Genomic DNA, 21,385 nt, shown 5'->3' on the forward strand with positions numbered 1-21,385 from the left:
AAAATCAGTTACAGAAGTAACCGTTAGTGTTATCTGCCATGGATACTGTAAAAGAAACCAAAATAATTTGGCCCAGTATTTAGGTAGAATTTAGCACCTTCTTTAATTAATGATCAAAGGGTTGCTAAGGCTTCAAAGGGTCTATTCCCTCCACCTTTCTTGATAACGATTCAATAAGTGTTTGAACTTTAGGTTTGCAAATATAGGTATGGAAAATTCTTTTTTCCTAATCTTTTCAAAAAAATTATAAATCGAAGGCTTCTTTCACCAAATCAACGGCATCCAATTTCTCCCATGTAAACAATTCCACTTCTTTTTCTACCCGTCCGTTGTATGGCGATTCAAAAACCTTGGTTATTTTTTTAGGTTCTTTGCCCATATGTCCATAGGCCGCCGTTTCCAAATAAATGGGATTTCTAAGTTTTAACCTTTCTTCTATGGCAAAAGGACGCATATCGAACAATTGGGCAACTTTCTTGGCAATCTCGCCATCGCTCAAGGCTACTTTAGAGGAGCCATATGTATCCACAAAAATAGAAGTAGGTTCCACAACTCCAATAGCGTAACTAACCTGAACCAAAATTTCATCGGCAACCCCGGCAGCAACAAGATTTTTGGCTGCATGCCTTGCAGCATAAGCGGCACTGCGATCTACTTTACTGGGGTCTTTTCCACTAAAAGCACCGCCACCATGGGCACCTTTGCCACCGTAGGTATCTACAATAATCTTTCTTCCGGTTAAACCGGTATCACCGTGGGGACCTCCAATTACAAATTTCCCAGTTGGGTTAATATGGTACTTTATGGTATCGTTAAAAAGCTTTTGAATTGCCACTGGCAATTGTTCCTTGACCCTTGGAATAAGAATAGAGATAATATCCTTCTTAATTTTGGCCAACATCACATCATCATCCTTATCAAACTCGTCATGTTGGGTAGAAACAACAATAGTATCTATTCGTTGCGGAACATTATCATCAGAATATTCAATTGTTACTTGTGCCTTGGCATCTGGCCTTAGATAGGAAATTGCATCTCCTACCCTTCTCAAATCTGCCAAAACCTGCAATATTTTATGGGAAATATCCAAGGCTAGGGGCATATAGTTTTCTGTTTCCTTAGTGGCGTAGCCAAACATCATACCTTGATCGCCCGCCCCCTGATCTTCTTTTGCACCACGATCCACCCCTTGGTTAATCTCTTTGGACTGTTCATGGATCAAGGAAATAACACCACAGGAATCTCCGCTAAACTTGTAATCACCATTGGTGTACCCAATTTTATTGATTACATCCCTCGCTATTTGCTGTACGTCAAGATAGGTATGGCTCTTTACTTCTCCGGCCAATACCACCTGACCAGTAGTTACCAAGGTCTCACAAGCCACCTTACTTTCCGAGTCAAAAGCCAAAAAATGATCCAATAACGCATCACTAATTTGATCCGCTATTTTATCTGGATGCCCTTCACTAACCGATTCTGAAGTAAATAAATATGCCATAAATCCTTTCTAAATAAAAATTAATAGGGATTTGACCAAGCACACTAAAGAAGAGTGGATGTTACAGTTCCAATGGAACAGAACAACTTAAACTGCTTTAGCATTTAGTTATGCCGAAACTAATTCAGCACATGAGGTTGCAATCAGTCAAATCCTTCCTCGATATTTTTTCGCGTACAAAAGTACAAGAATTCTTGACGTAACTAAAAATGTTTAACAACAATTTTAAAATTAACCCTAAAAAACTATAAATCGTATTTAACGGTAAACAAGATATACCTGGGCTGTATGAAATATGATGAGGTCGTAAAATACAATTCGTTGGTGCTATCCCTATTCAAGGTATCCGTTCCAAGTAGGTTGGTCCCCTTTATCCCAAATTCCCATGGACTATCCTTTTTTTGGTAACTGAGGTTACCTTCCAAAAAACTATAAGTATTGTCGATGGTATTTTCTTTGTCCATATACTTATAGTAATCGTAGTCCAAGGTAAAAATGAAACTTTTTAGAAAGTTAGCGTCAAATTTGGCATAGGGTTGGTTTGTATAGAAGGTAGAAGTCCTACCTCCATTATCGTAGTTATTTACGTTATACCTATAACCTATCTCCAAATTGGGGGCATTCCTAAAATTGGTAGCCAGGGAGGAGGTGTAATTCTGGGTAAAGGATTCCGATCTCCTTGGCTCAAGGTCTATAATATTGTTGGTGGCAGACCAAGAAACATTTGCTCCCACAGAAGCCTTTATTTTTCCAAAAGTCCGTTGATACCTACCATTGGCACTTATGGATTCATCTTCCAAATTTGAATTTATAGTGGTGCCTATCCTATTTATTCCAATAATTTCAGAAGAACTTTTAAGCGCGTCTATTCGTTTTGTATAGGTAATATTTCCAAAAATATTCGTGAAATTGAACATATTAAAGCTGAAGAAGTTCAATGATAGGTTATGGCTCAAAGCACTCTCCAAATCCCTGTTCCCGGAATAAACGGAATTATAGTTATTGAGTACATAGGCCTCTGCAAAATTATTGACATCCGTGAAAGATCTTGATACCCTGTAATTGAAGCGAATGTTTTCCGATTTTTTAAGTTGCGCATTAATATACAGATCTGGCAACAAAGCTGTAAGATTATCTTCAACAGTAGTCCCTAACTGATCGTTTTTAGTACCGTATTGATGTAAGGTAACACCAGGGTTAAAGGTGAAAATCCCAGCTATTACTTTATAATGAAAACCTAAGTACAAATCCGAAACATTATAGGTTACATCGTTGTTAAATTCGCTGTCTATAAAATTCAATGGTGCCCCTCCATCCAATATTTGAAAAATATCGGAATTGAAATTCTGATGACTCTGTGTTGTGCCCAGCGTAAAGTTTAAATTACTTTTTTGGCCCGTAACCCAATAATAATCCAACTTCGCATCCACTTTATTGGTTATTGTATTTTTACCTTGATTAAGGTTATAGACACTCTGATCCTCATCTACAGGAAAAATATCGATAAAAGCAAAATTATCCCTTATGGCATTGTAAAATGGATCTTCGTCCTGGTAAATATGCTGTGCCTCAAAAGCAATGATATTTTTTGAATTTAAAGAAGTATAATAAATATTGGCATTTTGGTTTACGGAAACAGGCTTTTGTTTCTTCGTTTCCGTAATTTCATCCGTAATCGTAGAAACTGATAATACATTCTGAATTTCATCATCGTCCGACCGTTTCAAAAGTATGTCGTAATCAAATTGGAATCTCTCATTGGGCTTGTACATGGAACTAAATTTCGCCAACCCAAGATGAGCGGTTTGATCTGTTGAGGTAGTGGCATCCTCCGTTTCGTTGGAGGAGATATAAACCCTTCTCGTTTGGTTTTCCATTAAGGTCCCGGTATAGGAATAAATACCAAATCCGCTCAAATCCCAATTTTCTTTTGGAGAATAACTAAAATTCACGGCAGCAAACTTGGTGTCTATGTTTTTGGCCCTATTGTTCTGAAGGCTGGAAAGTCCCAAGCCATCCCCACCAATATCTATAGAACTCCCACTTGAGCTGCCCAGATTTCTAAATCCGCCGGTAAAACTCTGGTAATCCCTTCTATTAAAGGGAGCTTCCCCAATATTATTGAGATCGGTAATAATATTGATACTATAATCAGGGCTGTAAAAAAAGAGTTTAGGATGTGCCAGATAACTATCATTGGTACCATAGCCAGCCGTTATTTCCCCAAACCAAAATCTCTTTTTTCCTTGCTTCAACTTAATATTAAGCGCTACATTATCCGTATCATTGGTAAGACCTTTCATTTGGGTTACTTCGTTAAAATTTCTCAACACCTCTATCTTATCCAATGCATTGGCTGGAATATTATCTGCCGCCAACTTGGAGTCCCCGTCGAAAAAATCCTTCCCCTCTACCATTACTTTGGTGACTTTTTTTCCTTCCACCTCTATTTGCCCATCATCATTTATTTCTACACCGGGCAAATTGGCAAGCACATCCTTAAGCTTCTTTTCCGTCCCCGTAACAAAGGAATCCGTATCATATACTATGGTATCTCCCTTTACTGAAATAGGCATCTCATAGGTAACCTCAACCTCGTCCAATTGATTGGTCTGCTCATAAAGAACAATGTCCTTATTTACATCGGCCGTAAGTGCAGTAAAAGAGAATTCTTCCGTTTTAAAACCCAAATAGCTTACGCGAACGTTAAAATTTGAACCCGCTTTCAAATTTAATTTATAGAGTCCACTATGGTTTGTAATACCGTAAGATTCCAAGGCCTTGGTTTCTGTATTTATGGCGATGACATTTGCCATATCGACCCCCACTCCGGTGGAATCCTTAACTATTCCCGTAAGGGTAATTTCTTGACCAAAAGCTGTAGTAAAAGCGAAAATAGCTACCAGTACAGAATAAACATTCTTATTGTACATCTATAAAAAAATTAAAATACCTAAATGATTGATTATGACAAAAAGCAGTTAAAATTATGGTCTGCCGCCGCCACCGCCTCTATTTCCTCCGCCACCACGACGGAAATTCTCCCTCATTTCTGCCATCTTATCCTTGGAAATTTTATCATATTCCTCTTGGGTAACCGTCTTGCCCTTATTTGGAGCCTTTATCTCTTTCTTTTCCGTTGGGTTGAGCACCAATTTTGTACAAAGTATAACCGTAATATCATCCTTGACCTCCAAAATAAGTCCTGGAAGTCCCCAATACTCTCCTGGACCTTGATTTACCGGAACATCTGGAGCATACCAAGCGGTTATCTCAATTTCCTTTTCTGTAAATTCCTCCTCCTTATTTTCATCGTTGTCCCCTCCCCTACGAAAGATTGCCCGCATGTTAGGCCTCTTAATAGTTTTGGTTGCAGTAGCCTTAAAGGCCGTGTAATTTCCAATCTGTTTGGATTCTCCTCCGAGTTTCCATTCCAAGGTTGGCAATTTATCATCTACCAAAAAAATCTTTCCGAAAAGTTCATTTTTAACTAAATATCTACCATCCCTCACATCTTTGTAATAATCACCTCCTGCTCCGCTCATCATTCCAAATCGCCCACCGCCCCTTTGGTTGCCAGGCTGCTCCAATCTTTCCTCCTCCTTATAGATTGATGTGGATTTGTCAAAGGTTAAAATATAGGTCCGTTCATTGGCTTCCTTCATCCTTTGCATTATTTCCTTCTTTCTATCCTCCGGTATTTGTCTTCCGCCAAAATCCATATCAACCGTAGTCTTACTAAAATAAGTGGCCTCTCCTTGAAAATCCTGGGCATAAATTCCGAAATGGGATGCCAATAGCATCAAAAAGAAAAAATAGAAACTTTTCATTATTATTCATTTTATATTAAGTTTAAGACTACTACAATTTGATTTGGTTTAATCCAAAATCAATAAAAAATGTAAATATCCTTTCCTATAAGTTTTTTATCGGATTATCATCCAAAGATTTTAACATGCACCCGATATCTTGTATATTGTACCTCTTTATTACAAGTGCAAAAAACACTAACCATAATTACAAACCTATGCATATCGCCGTTGCAGGAAATATTGGGGCTGGCAAAACAACCTTGACAAGATTACTATCCAAACACTACCAATGGGAGGCCCAATTTGAAGATGTGGTTGACAACCCCTATTTGGACGACTTTTACAATCAAATGGAAAGATGGAGCTTTAATCTCCAGATATACTTTTTAAACAATAGGTACAGACAAATTTTACAGATAAGGAAGGGTGGCAAAGACACTATTCAAGACCGGACCATTTACGAGGATGCCCACATTTTTGCCCCTAACCTCCATGCCATGGGTTTAATGACCAATAGGGATTTTAGCAATTACACCAGTTTATTCGAATTAATGGAAACGTTGGTACAGCCTCCAGATCTATTAATTTATTTAAGAAGTTCCATCCCAAATTTGGTGAATCAAATCCACAAGCGCGGACGTGAATATGAAAATAGCATTTCTATCGACTACTTAAGCCGATTGAACGAACGCTATGAAGCATGGGCGCAAAGCTATGAAAAGGGCAATCTCTTGGTAATTGACGTAGACAAATTAAATTTTGTGGACGAGCCGGAGGATTTGGGCCTGGTCATCAATAAAATTGACGCCGAGATCCATGGCCTTTTTTGAACATGAACCTAAGCAACCTTTAAGGCAATAGAAAAAATACACCTGCAGTGGTTCTTATTTTATTGTCGCTAAAACCAATTGTTACCATTTTTCAAAACCACCTTGGTCAGAAATGCCAGGAAGATGGCCATAACCATATTAAAAATATGCCCACAGTTATAGCTATTCCAAAGGTGAGCGCAATCCATTTTACCAACTGCTTGGTGCCCAAAATTCCTGCCATAACACCCTTAAAGACCAAATTAGACAAGCTGGCCAACAGAATAAGTTTCCACCCCGTAACGGCGCTTAAGGCATCGCTTTTAATTAGTTGTGATAAAGATAGGGTTATGGCATCCACATCTGTTAATCCGCTTATTATAGCTACTACATAGAGGGCGTCATCTCCAAACTCCTCATTGGCAAAGGCTACCGCCAACAATATGGCCCCATAAAGAAGACCAAACACCAAGGCACTTTTAAAATCTGCAGGATTATCCGGTTCCGGCATTGTATCATCCTCGGAATCCTTGTTTATACTATAGAACATACCCAGACAAATAAGTGCCATGACCACGAATTCCACCATTAATGGCAGTAGAATTACAGGTAATTTTTCTGGTATTACCACCCCAACCTCCACCATTACCCTAGCCAGGGAAATTGCAGAAGCCACAGTGATCACGAAGGCCGCCATTTTGCTTATAGAAGCCGTATCGACCGTTTTACGGGCATAACTGACCGTGGTTGCCGTACTACTGATCAATCCCCCCAAAACACCATTGGAAATAATCCCCAACTTTTTCCCGACAAACTTGTAAATAAAATACCCTAAGACACTCAGCCCTACTATTAGCGTAATCATTAACCAAATGTTTTGGGGATTAAGAACGTTGTACGGCCCATAGGTTTTATTGGGCAGAATGGGCAGCACTACCAATGAAATTCCCGCAAAGGTCATAATAGCTGAAAGATCCTTTTCCTGTAGTCTATTTATAAAACCATGAAGCCTTTCCTTTACATACAGAAGTACTGACATAGACACCCCTATTATAATGCCCAACACCCTATCCCCCATCACCAAATAAGCACCAATAGCAAACATCATTAAGGCTGCCACCTCTGTTGTCTGCCCAACGTCCGGATTAGTAAATACCTTTATCTTTATAAAATTGGCGGCCACTAGAAGTGAGGTTAGGGCAATACCGAGAACAGGCAAAATAAAAGGATTTTGATAGTCCCTACTTAAGAACCCCGCCAAAACCCCTAAAATTGCAATCAGGGTAAAGGTCCTTACCCCCGCCAGCTCACTATTTGCCTTTTCACGCTGAAGACCAACCAAAAGGCCTAATCCAAAGGCAATGCCCAATGTAGTTAAATCGTGATAATCCATTTGCCGTTAAGTATTAACAACTTAAAAAGTAAAAACCCCGTTTGAACGGGGTTTTTAATATAATGCCAAAATATAAGTTTTGCAACTTACTTTTTAATATCTATTTTCTCTATAACCACTTTTTTATCATTTTTATCCGATACTTGAGTAGTTTTTTCAAATGCTTCCAATTGGGCTTTTACTTCCTCATTGGTTCCCTTAAAGGTTTTTTCCTCTGTGGTGGTTTCACCATTCACCGTAGTGCTATAAGTTATTACAGCCTGTGCCAAATCTGTGGTTTCCACATTCATTTCAATCTGAACTTCTTGCTCCGCAACCCCTGTTTCCAAATGTCCACCCAAAATTGGGGCGATCACCAATCCAATTAAACAGGTAAGTTTTATAAGAATATTCATTGAAGGTCCGGAAGTATCCTTAAATGGATCTCCTACAGTATCCCCTGTTACTGCCGCTTTGTGGGCATCTGACCCCTTGTAGGTCATTTCACCATTAATTTCAACACCTGCTTCAAAAGATTTTTTAGCGTTATCCCAAGCACCACCGGCATTGTTTTGGAATATGGCCCAAAGCACTCCAGAAACCGTAACACCGGCCATATAACCTCCCAACATTTCAGCGATCAATTGATTATCACTTCCATAAACCAATTTCCCTAACAGCACAATAGCAATAGGAAACCCGATGGTCAGGATACCAGGCAACATCATTTCACGTAGGGCAGCCTTGGTAGAAATATCCACACACTTTGCATAATCCGGCTTTCCAGTTCCTTCCATTATACCTGGAATTTCCTTGAATTGTCTACGCACTTCATAAACCATATCCATAGCCGCTTTACCAACCGAATTCATGGCCAAGGCAGAAAAAACAACTGGAACCATACCACCAACAAAAAGCATAGCCAACACCGGGGCCTTAAAAATGTTAATTCCGTCGATACCTGTAAAAGTCACATAGGCCGCAAATAATGCTAAGGAAGTCAATGCTGCAGAAGCAATCGCAAATCCTTTTCCTGTAGCCGCCGTAGTATTCCCTACCGAATCCAATATATCTGTACGCTCCCTTACAATAGGATCTTGCTCACTCATTTCTGCAATACCCCCAGCGTTATCGGAAATAGGTCCGAACGCGTCTATTGCCAACTGCATAGCTGTAGTTGCCATCATTGCCGAAGCAGCCAATGCCACCCCATAAAAACCTGCAAAGGCATAGGAAGACCAGATTGCAGCGGCAAACAAAAGTACTGTTGGAAAAGTAGAGATCATCCCTGTTGCCAAACCAGCAATTACATTGGTTCCTGCCCCAGTACTCGATTTTTGAACAATGGCCAATACAGGCTTAGTACCCAAACCTGTATAATATTCGGTCACCGAGGAGATAACTCCTCCAACAACCAAACCTACAACCGTGGCATAAAACACTCTTATGGATGATATATCCTTTAAACCTTCACCAAAAAACTCCATTTGCATAGTTTCCGGCAACATGTATTTTACCAAAGCAAAACAGGCAACCAAGGTTAATCCTATAGAAACCCAGTTTCCTATATTCAAGGCACCTTGTACTTCTTTTTCCTTAGCCTCGTTGTTTTTTATTTTCACCAACATAGTACCAATAATTGAAAATATTATTCCGAAACCGGCAATGGCCATGGGCAATAAAATTGGTCCTATCCCACCAAAGGCATCCTGAATGGCACCGCCCATATCCTTAATAACATAATTTCCAAGAACCATGGCAGCCAATACGGTAGCTACATATGATCCGAATAAATCGGCTCCCATACCTGCAACATCACCCACATTATCTCCTACGTTGTCGGCAATTGTGGCCGGGTTACGGGGATCATCTTCCGGAATACCTGCCTCTACCTTTCCAACCAAATCCGCCCCAACATCTGCTGCCTTAGTGTAGATACCTCCACCAACTCTTGCAAACAAAGCAATAGATTCAGCACCAAGGGAAAAACCTGCCAATGTCTCAAGTACAATGGTCATGTCCTCTGTAGTAGTCCATGCACCGTTCATAAAAAATTGAAATAACAGAATAAAGGCCGTTGTAAGACCCAATACTGCCAGACCTGCAACACCAAGCCCCATTACTGTGCCACCTCCAAAAGACACCTTTAATGCCTGTGGCAAACTGGTACGTGCAGCCTGCGTGGTTCTAACATTTGTCTTGGTGGCAATCTTCATACCCATGTTACCTGCCAATGCAGAAAAGAATGCGCCGAAAATAAAAGCTACTACAATAAGAATATGGGTAGTAGGTACTATAAAAGAAATTGCGGCCAATGCAACACTGGCCCCTATAACGAAGATCGTCAATAATTTATATTCTGCTTTAAGAAAAGCCAAGGCCCCTTCATAGATATAATCTGAAATTTCTTTCATTTTACCGTCTCCAGCATTTTGTTTTAATACCCAAGACCTTTTTACAGCCATAAAAGCAAGACCTACCAATGCCATAATAATTGGCAAGTAAATAATTATTGATTCCATTTGTTTGATTATTTGTTATATATTTTGAGGGGCAAAAGTAGTAAAATATGGCTGAATAAAAAAAGCAATATTACTTCCGCAATATTGCTTTTTAACTTTTTAAAAAATTAAGGATTAATACTTTATACTTACATCCTGTTTTGGAACGTCACTATCCTTAAACCTTTGTATACATTTTGCAACAATTTCCCTAGCTTCCTGTTGCTCTCCCCATCCGCCAACATCAACCTTTTTCTTTTCAAGATCCTTGTAGACTTTAAAGAAATGTTCAATTTCTTTTATTAAATGAGGATTTAATTCGTTTAGATCATTGATCTTATTCCAGACCGGATCGGATACAGGCACACATATCACCTTTTCATCGGGTCCTTTCTCATCGGTCATATGAAATACGCCAATGGGTTTTACCTCCATTACACAACCGGGAAATGTTGCTTCGGTCACCAACACAAGGACATCCAATGGATCGCCATCCAGTGCCAAGGTTTCTGGGACAAACCCATAGTCGGCCGGATACATCATGGATGAAAAAATCATCCTATCGTACCTTATCTTCTTAAGGGCAAAATCGTATTCATATTTGTTCCTACTGCCCTTTGGTATTTCGATCAATACATCGAACGACGTAATATCTTCACTGCTCATATGGTTATGTTTAATCTTATAATTTTCTAAAGTAACAAATTAATATCAGTTAGCGGTCAAAAAAGTATATCAGAAGTGAAATCCGAAAGACCCAGTTACCCCAAAAGACCTTGCCCCAGGGTTTTCCAAATAATTTCCCCTAAAGTTAAAATCTATCCTTAAAATCTTTAAAATATTCCCTACTCCTACCGAATACTCCCAATATATCTTATCATTTGGAGCTATTAAAGGAATATTTGCCGGAGCACTCAAGGCTCTGTTTTCATCCGAAAGTTCTCCCCATACTCCTCTTAGTCCTATTATTTCCCTTAGGTTCCATTTTCTCATAAACGGAATCCTGGAAAAAAACCTTCCATTAAAATTATGTTCCAAATGTGCCGAAACATAAGTATCGGTAACAAATTCATAAAAATCGAGATTAGAGAAAGTATTGTAAACAGAGAAAAATGTTTGATTTCCAGGAATGGCGTTAAGCAATCCCAATGGAACCTCTCCAAAAGTCTTCCCTGTCTCAACAGTACTTAGTAACCTGCCAAGACCACCCACCTGCCAAGGCTGTGTATAACTGAACTGAACTTTTTTATAATCGAAATCACTATCCAAGAAGTTTTTAACTCCATTGGTATAGGACAAAAACAAGGTGCTGTAGTTATCGTTGACATCGCGCCTTTCCACTCCGTTTCCAATAGTTTTCTTTCCCGGAGTATATATAAGAATAGTAGTAAGATCAAATTGATTAATTTCCGAAGATATGCCTGAAGGCACGGTAGGATCTATGTAATCCAGGCTAAAGGCATTGGGCAGGGCAGAACTAAGCGACCTATAAGACCCACCTATTCCTATCCTAAAATTGGTTACAGGTTCCAGCTCCAGATTAAAAGTGCTAAGATCAATATTGGTAAGTCGGTCATTGGAACCAACGGTAAACACTGAAGAAGAGGCTATACTTCTTCCAAGGACATCCGTGGTGGCCGTAAGGCTAATCCCCAATTGTTCTATATCCCTTCTTTTACCACCTGAAATTATAAACCTCGATTTCTTGTCCACCAGCCATTTTCCTGAAATCCCGTATTTAAACTTATCGTCTCCAAACCCATACGCCAGATAGGCCTGCAGTCGCCATGGATCATTTTGCCCAAAATATGTCCGGGCCCCTGCCCTTAGTCGAACCCCCTCAGCTTGATTATAACCAAAAATACTGTACACATCTCCTAAGTCCAAATTCCATTTATCAATTTCCACATATCCGGATCCCAGGATACTCACAATGTTATAGTAGCTTTTAAATTTGGGAACTGTCTTTAAGGTATCCAATAATTTATAAATCCCTTTTTCATCAGCATTTAACGACTCCAACCTATTAGCTTCCCAAAAGTCATCTTCCTTATTCAAGACCATAGGATCAAATGGGTCGGTTTTGGCCTTATAAAATTCATTGGGTTTGGGCTGATCAAATTTATAATCCCCGTAGACCGTAGTCCTCTTGCCATATACCCCCCTTGAATTTTCCTTTTTATTAAAGCTGAAATCGGATAACATATAATCCCGGGTCAGAAGAAAAACCGAATCGTTGACTACATCGAACTCCTGTTCAATATAAATTTCCTTTACCCAGTTGATATTGGCACTTTTGGTGACGGCTAAATTTATATTCTTCACCGCATAGGTAGAATCGTTCACCCAAAAATCCCCTTTAAACGTAAGTTCATTCTTTCGTCTCGGATAATAAATAATATTATAACACCATTTATTATCTATAAAGGCACTATCTGCCAAGACGTAATTATAGGTATCCACACCTGTCTTGGACAATGGACTGGTAAAACTCTTATCGAAAAATTTTAAATAGTTATTGTAAATATCGTAATCGGAATAAAGATCGGCAATAAAGGCAATTATAGCCTGATTATTGCTGAAGCCAGAATTCTTGCTCCCCAAAACATCTTCCTTTACTACGGCCGTCTCATTATTCCCATAAACCTTGGAAAAGGTTTCGTTCAAAAAAATGGGCAAATAGGTCTTCCCTGTTATCCGTGAAGTATCCAAATCGTTGAAAACAAATTCCAACCCCCTAAAAACCCTACTCTTCATAAGGGCACTATCTATAGTATTTAGATCGAACTCTACTTTCTCATACTTGTCATACTGATATTGTTTAAACATATGAACCCCGTTCTTACGTTTTTTGGCCCATATTTTTTTGAGTATATCTATCGCGGGATTATTTTTTTTATCAGTTTTGCCAAAATAAACCACTACCTCATCCAACTGTTCGCTGGACTCAATGAGTACAACATTCATGTTATAGCTAACCTTAGCGGTAAGAGTTATTTCCTTGGTTTCGTATCCAATAAAAGATACCAATAAAGTAGAATAGGTATTCTCGGATTCCATATAAAACCTACCATTGTCATTGGTTATGGTACCTTCTGAAGAATCCTTGAACAGAACATTGGCAAATGAAACGGGTTCACCCGACTCATCCACTAGAATACCCCCAACCTTGGTCTGGGAAACAGAGTATTGAACGATAAATAAAAATAAGATTAAAAGGATTCTTGTCATTTTTTTATTTAAAAAGACTACTAATAAAAAAGCACCTCTCCATTATAGCAAGGAACCGAGCGTATAGACGTAACCAATAGTCCATACTTACCCTTTTAATTAGATTTATAATATAAAAGCTCCGTCAACCCAAAGTCAACGAAGCCATAACATCATTTAAAGATTTGTATTATAATTTGTACAATACTTTCTTTACCGCCTTTACAACATCCTCATAGTTAGGCAACCATTCTGCCAAAAGCACTGGGGAATATGGTGCCGGGGTATCGGCCGTATTGATCTTTACAATCGGAGCATCCAAATAATCGAATGCATTGGACTGAACATGATAGGTAATCTCAGTGGCCACATTGCCAAAAGGCCAAGCTTCTTCCAAAATAACCAATCTATTGGTTTTCTTTACCGATTTTAAAACCGCCTCGTAATCCAATGGCTTAACCGTACGTAAATCAATAATTTCTACACTAATATTTTCCTTGGCCAATTCGTCGGCTGCTTTATCCGCTTCCTTAATTATTTTACCAAAAGAAACAATGGTGACATCCGTACCTTCCCTCCTTATATCAGCAACACCCAATGGGATAGTAAAATCTCCTTCAGGCACTTCGCCTTTATCGCCGTACATTTGCTCCGACTCCATAAATATAACCGGATCATTATCCCGTATGGCCGATTTTAAAAGTCCCTTGGCATCTTTTGGATTGGAAGGAACCACCACTTTTAACCCGGGACAGTTGGCATACCAACTTTCAAAAGCTTGCGAATGGGTAGCTGCCAATTGACCTGCAGAGGCAGTTGGACCACGGAAAACAATAGGACAATTAAACTGACCTCCGGACATTTGCCTGATCTTAGCCGCGTTATTGATGATTTGGTCAATCCCTACCAAAGCAAAATTAAAAGTCATAAACTCTATAATAGGCCTATTGCCAATCATAGCCGAACCCACACCAATACCGGAAAAACCAAGCTCGGATATAGGGGTATCTATTACCCTTTCCGGGCCAAATTCATCCAACATTCCTTTGGAAGCCTTATAGGCCCCATTGTATTCAGCAACCTCTTCACCCATTAAATAAATGGTCTCGTCCCTCCTCATCTCCTCGGACATTGCCTGCTGTATAGCTTCCCTAAACTGTAGTGTTTTCATCTTTAAAATGGAATCTTTATGTTAAAATACTTAAAGCGCTAGCAAAAGTAGGAAATAATATATCAAAACTAAGAAGTTAATAATTAAAAATACCTCAAAATAATACTATGCATGCATAGTATTTTAAAAAATTATTGAGTATCTTAGCCACCATTTCTTAATTAACGGTCAACAAAAAATTAATATATGAAAATTTTAGTATGTCTAAGTAATGTCCCGGACACTACTTCAAAAATAAACTTCACGGACGGTGACACCAAATTTGACACCAATGGGGTTCAATTTGTAATTAACCCCAATGATGAATTTGGCCTGACACGTGCCATGTGGTTCAAAGAAAAACAAGGCGCCACTGTACATGTAGCGACTGTTGGCGAGGCCAGCACCGAACCGACCATTAGAAAAGCGCTCGCCATTGGTGCGGATGAAGCAATACGTGTAAACGCAGTTCCCACAGATGGCTTTTTTGTGGCCGAGCAGTTAGCTGAAATTGTTAAAAACGGAGAATATGACCTAGTAATCGCCGGGCGGGAATCCATTGATTACAACGGTGGCATGGTCCCTGGTATTTTAGCAACTTTATTGGGCATGAACTTCGTTAACACCTGTATAAGTTTGGAAATTGATGGCAACAATGCTACCGCTACAAGAGAGATAGATGGTGGAAAGGAAAAATTAGCCACCACATTGCCATTGGTAATCGGGGGACAAAAAGGACTTGTGGCGGAAAGCGACCTAAGAATTCCGAACATGAGGGGAATTATGATGGCGCGCCAGAAGAAATTAAATGTAGTTGAACCCACTTCATCCAATAGCGTAACAGCCGATGTTAAGTTTGAAAAACCAGCGCCAAAAGGCAAGGTTACATTGGTGGATGCCGATAATATTGACGAATTGATCAATTTATTGCACAATGAGGCGAAGGTTATCTAAAAAAGCTTCTTGCCTTAGAAAATCAACCTATATAAGCAATGTTTTTATCAATCTAAAAGAAAATAATTTATAGCGCCAATTACCATATATTTTTGGAACATGGCACTAATTAAAAAACATTAACTCTATGTCAGTTTTAGTATATACAGAATCCGAAAACGGGAAATTTAAAAAGAATGCCCACGAGGTTGCCTCCTATGCATATGAGGTAGCAAAGCAATTGGGAACTACGGCCACGGCCATTTCCATCAATGCCAGTAAGGCTGAAGAACTGGGCGACTTTGGAATTTCCAAAGTGTTGAATGTTTCCAATGACCAGCTAAAAACCTTTAACGCAAAAGCTTTTGCCAACGTAATTGGCCAGGCTGCAGAAAAGGAAGCCGCCAAGGTCATTATTCTTAGTTCCAGTGCGGACACTAAATTCTTAGCACCAATTTTAACGGCACAATTAGAGGCCGGCTATGTTCCCAATGTAGTATCGGCGCCTGAAAGTACCAGCCCGTTCAAGGTAAAAAGAACTGTCTTTAGCAATAAGGGTTTTGCCATAACCGAAATTAGTTCTGAAATTAAAATTGTTGGCGTTTCCAATAATGCTTTCGGGAATGCGGAAAACAAAACTGCTACCACTGTTGAGAGTTTTGAACCCAGCCTTAAGGACGATTCCTTTACCACCAAATCTATAGAAATAGATAAGGTAGTTGGGAAAGCCACCATTGCCGATGCCGATATTGTAGTATCTGGAGGACGTGGACTAAAAGGACCTGAAAACTGGGGAATGATAGAAGAATTGGCAGAAGTACTGGGAGCGGCAACAGCTTGCTCCAAACCTGTCTCCGATCTTGGCTGGAGACCTCATGGAGAGCACGTTGGACAAACCGGAAAACCTGTAGCCAGTAATCTATACATAGCCATAGGCATCTCCGGGGCAATTCAACATTTGGCAGGAGTTAGCTCCTCCAAGGTAAAAGTAGTGATCAATACAGACCCGGAAGCCCCGTTTTTCAAAGCTGCCGACTATGGCATAGTTGGCGATGCTTTTGAAGTGGTCCCCAAGCTAATAGAAAAATTAAAGGAATTTAAGGCGCAAAACGCTTAATTTTTGTTAAATTGTGCCCCTTAAAGGGCTGCTCAAACATACTTGGCCTGTCCTGTATTTTGAACAGCCTTTTTTAGTTGATAAATTTCTATGAGTTTAGTTAGATTAAAAATAAAGGGAATTTCCTATAGCCAAACGCAAAATGGCGCATATGCCCTTATATTGAATGAAGTTGATGGTGACCGCAAACTACCTATAGTTATAGGAGCGTTTGAAGCCCAGTCCATAGCTATTGCCCTGGAGAAGGAAATTAAACCTCCAAGACCCCTGACCCATGATCTTTTTAAAAATTTTGCCGATCGCTTCGATATCGTAATCAAACAAGTAATCATCCACAAATTGGTTGATGGGGTTTTTTATTCCAGTATTATTTGCGAACGCGATAAAATAGAGGAAATCATAGATGCCAGGACCAGTGATGCCATTGCCCTGGCCCTAAGGTTCAATGCCCCTATTTTCACCTACAAGACCATTTTGGACAAAGCGGGTATATTCCTTAAATTTTCTTCAAAAGAGAAGGACAAGGAAGATTCTGACGATAGTATTATGGTCGATGAAATTCTTCAGGAAGGGGAAACAGTAGAAATAAATCCAGGTGCTTCCGAAGGTTACAAAGAACTCAGTATAGAGGAGTTGTATGCCGAGTTGGACAAGGCCGTTGCCAGCGAAGACTATGAAAAGGCAGCAAAACTGAGGGACGAAATCTCCAAACGCAAATAGTTTAGGAATAAATAAGATTACTGGATGAGAAATAAGCTTTGGGTTTTATTTATTTTCTGCTTTATAGCGTTTCCATCCCTGGCCCAAGAAATAAGCAACCCGAACTTACCGGAGAATTCTACAGAGATCATCGCCAATCAAGGGGCATCATTTCAAAGTCTATGGAGAGGAATTCTTGGAATGGTATCGTTGATTATTATTGCCTATCTCTTTAGCAATAACAAAAAAGCCATTAATTGGAAAACCGCGGGGATCGGACTCATTATCCAACTGCTTTTGGCCATTTGCATTCTAATTGGTGAAAAAATAGGATTTAATGCCTTTGGATATAGATTCGACCTCAGCTTTGTTTCCAAGATCTTTGAAATTGGAGGGAAAATTTTTGTCAGTATTCTGGATTTCACAAGGGCTGGAAGCAAGTTCCTGTTTGAAGGTCTGGTAGTGGACATGGATACCTTCGGCTTTATTTTTGCATTTCAGGTGCTGCCTACCATTATCTTCTTTTCGGCATTGACATCTGTCTTGTTCTATTTAGGCATCATCCAAAAAGTAGTCCAAGCATTAGCTTGGTTACTGACCAAATCATTGGGGATTTCGGGCGCTGAAAGTTTAAGCGTAACCGGGAATATCTTTTTAGGCCAAACTGAAGCCCCTTTGTTAATAAAGGCCTATTTGGAAAAAATGACCCGATCGGAAATGCTTTTGGTGATGATCGGAGGCATGGCAACCGTTGCCGGGGCCGTTTTAGCGGCCTATATTGGTTTTTTGGGTGGAGACGACCCAATCCTCAGGTTGCAGTTCGCAAAACACCTCTTGGCAGCATCAGTAATGGCAGCTCCGGGAGCCATTGTTATCTCCAAAATTTTATACCCGCAAACCGAAGCAATCAATACCGATGTACATGTTTCCAACGAAAAAATTGGTTCCAATATTCTGGATTCCATTTCCAATGGAACTACCGAAGGCTTAAAATTGGCCGTAAACGTTGGCGCCATGCTACTAGTATTTGTGGCCTTTATTGCCATGATAAATGGCATTTTAAATTGGACAGGCGATATTACGAATCTAAATTCATGGATTGCACTGAATTCACCTTACGAGAATTTTTCCCTGGAAGCAATTCTAGGAACTATTTTTGCACCCCTCATGTGGCTAATAGGAGTGGATTCTGTAGATATAATGCTCATGGGGCAGCTTTTGGGCATTAAATTGGCCGCCAGTGAATTTATAGGATACATACAATTGGCCGAACTAAAAAATATTGCAAGCAGCACCCATTTTACTTATAACAAATCTGTGATAATGGCCACTTATATGTTATGCGGTTTTGCTAATTTTGCTTCTATCGGCATTCAGATCGGGGGCATAGGTTCCCTGGCACCAGGACAAAGAAAAACATTATCGGAATTTGGAATGAAGGCCGTTTTGGGCGGATCTATCGCCTCTTTACTTTCAGCTACTATTGCTGGCATGATTTTAGGATAACCACTCCTATATATTTCAAAAAAATTGCTCCTACCAGAAGCATTCTCCTTTGATCCCCGTTAATAAAATTTAATAACTTAAAACGATTGCCAATCCTACCGAAGGTAGTTTTGCCTAATTTCGCTACACAATTTTTCTTGGATATAATTCTAAAATAGGTTCACCACATTTTGGAGAGCTTACCGGCTAAAGCTTATGAAACAGTACCACGATTTACTAAAACATGTATTGGAAAATGGAACCCAGAAGGGCGACAGGACCGGTACAGGTACCAAAAGTGTTTTTGGTTATCAAATGCGTTTTGACCTAGCGGAGGGCTTCCCAATGGTGACTACGAAAAAACTCCATTTAAAATCCATTGTCCATGAATTGCTCTGGTTTTTAAAGGGTGATACCAATATTGGCTATTTGCAGGAAAATGGGGTGCGCATTTGGAACGAATGGGCCGATGAGAATGGGGATCTAGGTCCTGTTTATGGATATCAGTGGCGCAATTGGAACGGTGATGAGATCGACCAGATAAATGAAATTGTAGACGCTCTCAAAACTAATCCCAACAGTCGCCGCATGCTGGTTTCTGCTTGGAACCCCAGTGTACTGCCAGACACCTCATTGTCATTTTCGGAAAATGTAGCCAATGGAAAAGCAGCGTTGCCTCCTTGCCATGCCTTTTTTCAGTTCTATGTTGCCGATGGTAAGTTGTCCTGTCAATTATATCAAAGAAGTGCCGATATATTTCTAGGGGTTCCGTTCAATATAGCATCCTATGCCCTATTTACCCTTATGATGGCACAGGTTTGCGGCTTGCAACCGGGCGAATTTATTCACACCTTTGGGGACGCACATATCTACAACAACCATTTTGAACAAGTAGAATTGCAATTAAGTAGACAACCAAGGCCCCTGCCAAAAATGGTTTTAAATCCAGAGGTAAAAGATATATTCGACTTTACTTTCGAAGATTTTAGTTTACTGGACTATGATCCGCACCCACATATAAAGGGGATTGTAGCAGTTTAGCAAAGTGCGCCAAACCTGAAAGAGGAAGCAAGCATTTCAGAATATAATTGCCCTGAAAACGACGGCAATAAATAGACCTGAAACATGGCTATAAATCCACCTTTACTTTTGGTATTTTGTTTTAAAGGAGGATAAAATACCCAAATGAATCCGACACCATTGAAAGTATGGCTCCAATGGTATCGGATGTTGATTAGTTAAAGTTCCAATACTGAATTCTCAGTTCCGGCAAATTCGTTCCACTGAAAACGATCAGCCTCAGCTTCGTTTACGTAATTGCCGTCTACTATATATTTAAACTCGTATGTACTTTCCTTTGGCAAATCGAAAGTCCCCTTGAAGGTTCCGTTTTTCAATTTTTTCAATGCGCTACCTTTAGGGCTCCAATTATTAAAATCTCCAACTACAGCCACCTTCTTAGCATCCTCAGCAGGCACAGAAAAAGTCACCTTGCATATTGGCTTACTCTTTAAATATTGTTTTGTAATTCCCATAACCTCTATATTTTAGATTAAAGCGCAAAATTACATCATTAAACGCCTCATTACCAATGACCAATATCATTTTTATCATTTTCTTAAAATAAGTTTAACAATTGACCTTCTTTGATAATTTTAATAGATAAAAATCCTAAGTAATTAACATTGCTTAACTACTTTTTAAGATTCCAATAATCTTATCTATCTCATTTTCCGTATTGTAGAAATGAAAACTTAATCGAATGCCATTTCCACGTTGTGCACATACCACATCCTGCTCCATAAACTTGGCATACAAATCCTTATCCCCCTGGATATTGAATATTGAACTATGTGCTTTTCTTTTGACCACGGACTCTTCCAACAAACCCAAATTCTCCAGTTCGCCCTTTGCCTTTAGGGAGAGCTTTTTGATCTGCTCTGAAATTGTGTCCATGCCAATATCGGACAGAAACCCCAACGAATAGTTTAGACTCCCGAAATTGAAGGTATCCAAATGTCCTGGTTCAAATTGTTTTGTGAAGGAAACTTTCTCCCTACCTTCCATGTCCCCATCGGCGGCATTAAAACCGGTAGACCTGCACTTGAACTTGGCCGGTGTTTCATCCGCAAACAGCATAAAACCGTTGCCATAACCACCAAGTAACCATTTATAGGAACTGGCACCCAGTACATCTATACCAGAATCCTCAAAATTAAAAATCTCCGTGCCCAAAAATTGTGTGCCGTCAGCAATGATCAACAGATCGGGGAAATCTTTTTTCAAATTTTTCAAGAACTCCAAATCCACCTTGATTCCATTTAACCACTGCACCAAACTAAGAGCAAGGACATTTATGTTATCAAATTTTATCCTATCGTAAATATTTTCCTCCAAAGAATCCGTTACTTTTAGATAATAGGTGGCATGCCCCCTACTTTCAAATGGCCAGTTCAGGGAAGGGTAATCCCCTTCCAACAGTAAAACGTTCCTTTTAGCTGGCATGCCTTCCAACAATAAATTAAGTCCAATGGAAAAATTGGGCACCAAGGCCACATTATCGGTTTTGCAGCCAAAGAATTTTCTAACAGAATTTCTAGTTTCCGAGATAAGCTGGTGACCTTTCATCTTCATTGTGCTTCCTCCAATAAGAAAATCAAGGTCATGTTCTTGCCGCCAATCCAGAAGACCGTCATAAAGAAGGCCGGAAGTGGCGGTATTTGCATAAATATATTGACTTAAAACTGGGAATTGCTTGATAATCTTTTGCATATCCAAAGAGGTAAAATTTGTATT

At 39.5% G+C, this 21,385-nt stretch carries 16 protein-coding genes and 1 riboswitch; of the genes, 6 read left to right on the forward strand and 10 right to left on the reverse strand.

What is annotated here, in order from left to right:
- Nucleotides 1–60: 60 nt before the first annotated feature.
- Nucleotides 61–169, reverse strand: a riboswitch (SAM riboswitch).
- Nucleotides 170–244: 75 nt separating this feature from the next.
- The 3 genes from metK to LV92_RS14365 all read right to left on the reverse strand — a co-directional run bounded on the left by metK (nucleotide 245) and on the right by LV92_RS14365 (nucleotide 5,331).
- Nucleotides 245–1,501 carry a methionine adenosyltransferase gene (metK, locus tag LV92_RS14355; RefSeq protein WP_111624326.1) on the reverse strand — a complete coding sequence of 419 codons (1,257 nt, stop codon included), beginning with the start codon at nucleotides 1,499–1,501 and terminating at the stop codon, nucleotides 245–247.
- A gap of 245 nt (nucleotides 1,502–1,746) precedes the next feature.
- Nucleotides 1,747–4,434 carry a TonB-dependent receptor gene (locus tag LV92_RS14360; protein WP_111624327.1) on the reverse strand — a complete coding sequence of 896 codons (2,688 nt, stop codon included), beginning with the start codon at nucleotides 4,432–4,434 and terminating at the stop codon, nucleotides 1,747–1,749.
- Between the two features lie 54 nt (nucleotides 4,435–4,488).
- Nucleotides 4,489–5,331 (reverse strand): GLPGLI family protein, encoded by an 843-nt coding sequence (locus LV92_RS14365; RefSeq protein WP_111624328.1) that lies wholly within the window; start codon nucleotides 5,329–5,331, stop codon nucleotides 4,489–4,491.
- 197 nt (nucleotides 5,332–5,528) lie between these two features.
- Between LV92_RS14365 and LV92_RS14370 the strand changes: the two genes are divergently transcribed.
- Nucleotides 5,529–6,143: a deoxynucleoside kinase gene (locus LV92_RS14370; RefSeq protein ID WP_111624520.1), complete on the forward strand. Its 615-nt coding sequence runs from the start codon at nucleotides 5,529–5,531 to the stop codon at nucleotides 6,141–6,143.
- A gap of 106 nt (nucleotides 6,144–6,249) precedes the next feature.
- Here LV92_RS14370 and LV92_RS14375 read toward each other — a convergent pair whose 3' ends face one another.
- From LV92_RS14375 to LV92_RS14395, 5 genes are all read right to left on the reverse strand, one after another.
- The gene (locus LV92_RS14375; RefSeq protein ID WP_111624329.1) at nucleotides 6,250–7,515 is read right to left on the reverse strand and encodes an MgtC/SapB family protein; all 1,266 of its coding nucleotides are present in this window, start codon (nucleotides 7,513–7,515) and stop codon (nucleotides 6,250–6,252) included.
- 86 nt (nucleotides 7,516–7,601) lie between these two features.
- Nucleotides 7,602–10,016 (reverse strand): sodium-translocating pyrophosphatase, encoded by a 2,415-nt coding sequence (locus tag LV92_RS14380; protein WP_111624330.1) that lies wholly within the window; start codon nucleotides 10,014–10,016, stop codon nucleotides 7,602–7,604.
- Nucleotides 10,017–10,130: 114 nt separating this feature from the next.
- Complete coding sequence (locus LV92_RS14385) at nucleotides 10,131–10,661, reverse strand: inorganic diphosphatase (protein ID WP_111624331.1); 531 nt, start codon at nucleotides 10,659–10,661, stop codon at nucleotides 10,131–10,133.
- Nucleotides 10,662–10,730: 69 nt separating this feature from the next.
- Nucleotides 10,731–13,226: a DUF5686 family protein gene (locus LV92_RS14390; protein WP_111624332.1), complete on the reverse strand. Its 2,496-nt coding sequence runs from the start codon at nucleotides 13,224–13,226 to the stop codon at nucleotides 10,731–10,733.
- Nucleotides 13,227–13,395: 169 nt separating this feature from the next.
- The gene (locus tag LV92_RS14395) at nucleotides 13,396–14,376 is read right to left on the reverse strand and encodes a pyruvate dehydrogenase complex E1 component subunit beta (protein WP_111624333.1); all 981 of its coding nucleotides are present in this window, start codon (nucleotides 14,374–14,376) and stop codon (nucleotides 13,396–13,398) included.
- A gap of 186 nt (nucleotides 14,377–14,562) precedes the next feature.
- Here LV92_RS14395 and LV92_RS14400 point away from each other — a divergent pair, with 186 nt between their 5' ends.
- The 5 genes from LV92_RS14400 (at nucleotide 14,563) to LV92_RS14420 (ending at nucleotide 19,630) form a co-directional block, all read left to right on the forward strand.
- Nucleotides 14,563–15,309 (forward strand): electron transfer flavoprotein subunit beta/FixA family protein, encoded by a 747-nt coding sequence (locus LV92_RS14400; protein WP_111624334.1) that lies wholly within the window; start codon nucleotides 14,563–14,565, stop codon nucleotides 15,307–15,309.
- A gap of 127 nt (nucleotides 15,310–15,436) precedes the next feature.
- Nucleotides 15,437–16,405, forward strand: coding sequence for an electron transfer flavoprotein subunit alpha/FixB family protein (locus LV92_RS14405; protein ID WP_111624335.1), 969 nt, complete (start codon nucleotides 15,437–15,439; stop codon nucleotides 16,403–16,405).
- A gap of 90 nt (nucleotides 16,406–16,495) precedes the next feature.
- Entirely contained in the window at nucleotides 16,496–17,125 is a 630-nt protein-coding gene (locus tag LV92_RS14410; protein ID WP_103440764.1) for a bifunctional nuclease family protein, read from the forward strand.
- Nucleotides 17,126–17,149: 24 nt separating this feature from the next.
- On the forward strand, nucleotides 17,150–18,610 hold the full coding sequence (locus tag LV92_RS14415) for a NupC/NupG family nucleoside CNT transporter (protein WP_111624336.1): 1,461 nt from the start codon (nucleotides 17,150–17,152) through the stop codon (nucleotides 18,608–18,610).
- A 195-nt stretch (nucleotides 18,611–18,805) separates the two neighbouring features.
- A complete protein-coding gene (locus tag LV92_RS14420; RefSeq protein WP_111624337.1) occupies nucleotides 18,806–19,630 on the forward strand; it encodes a thymidylate synthase in 825 nt (274 codons plus the stop codon).
- Between the two features lie 197 nt (nucleotides 19,631–19,827).
- Here the strand turns inward: LV92_RS14420 and LV92_RS14425 are convergent, their stop codons facing one another.
- A complete protein-coding gene (locus LV92_RS14425; RefSeq protein ID WP_111624338.1) occupies nucleotides 19,828–20,124 on the reverse strand; it encodes an isoamylase early set domain-containing protein in 297 nt (98 codons plus the stop codon).
- A 154-nt stretch (nucleotides 20,125–20,278) separates the two neighbouring features.
- Nucleotides 20,279–21,361, reverse strand: coding sequence for an aminotransferase class V-fold PLP-dependent enzyme (locus LV92_RS14430; protein WP_111624339.1), 1,083 nt, complete (start codon nucleotides 21,359–21,361; stop codon nucleotides 20,279–20,281).
- Nucleotides 21,362–21,385 lie beyond the last annotated feature (24 nt).

The organism is Arenibacter echinorum (assembly GCF_003259375.1).
Lineage (GTDB): Bacteria > Bacteroidota > Bacteroidia > Flavobacteriales > Flavobacteriaceae > Arenibacter > Arenibacter echinorum.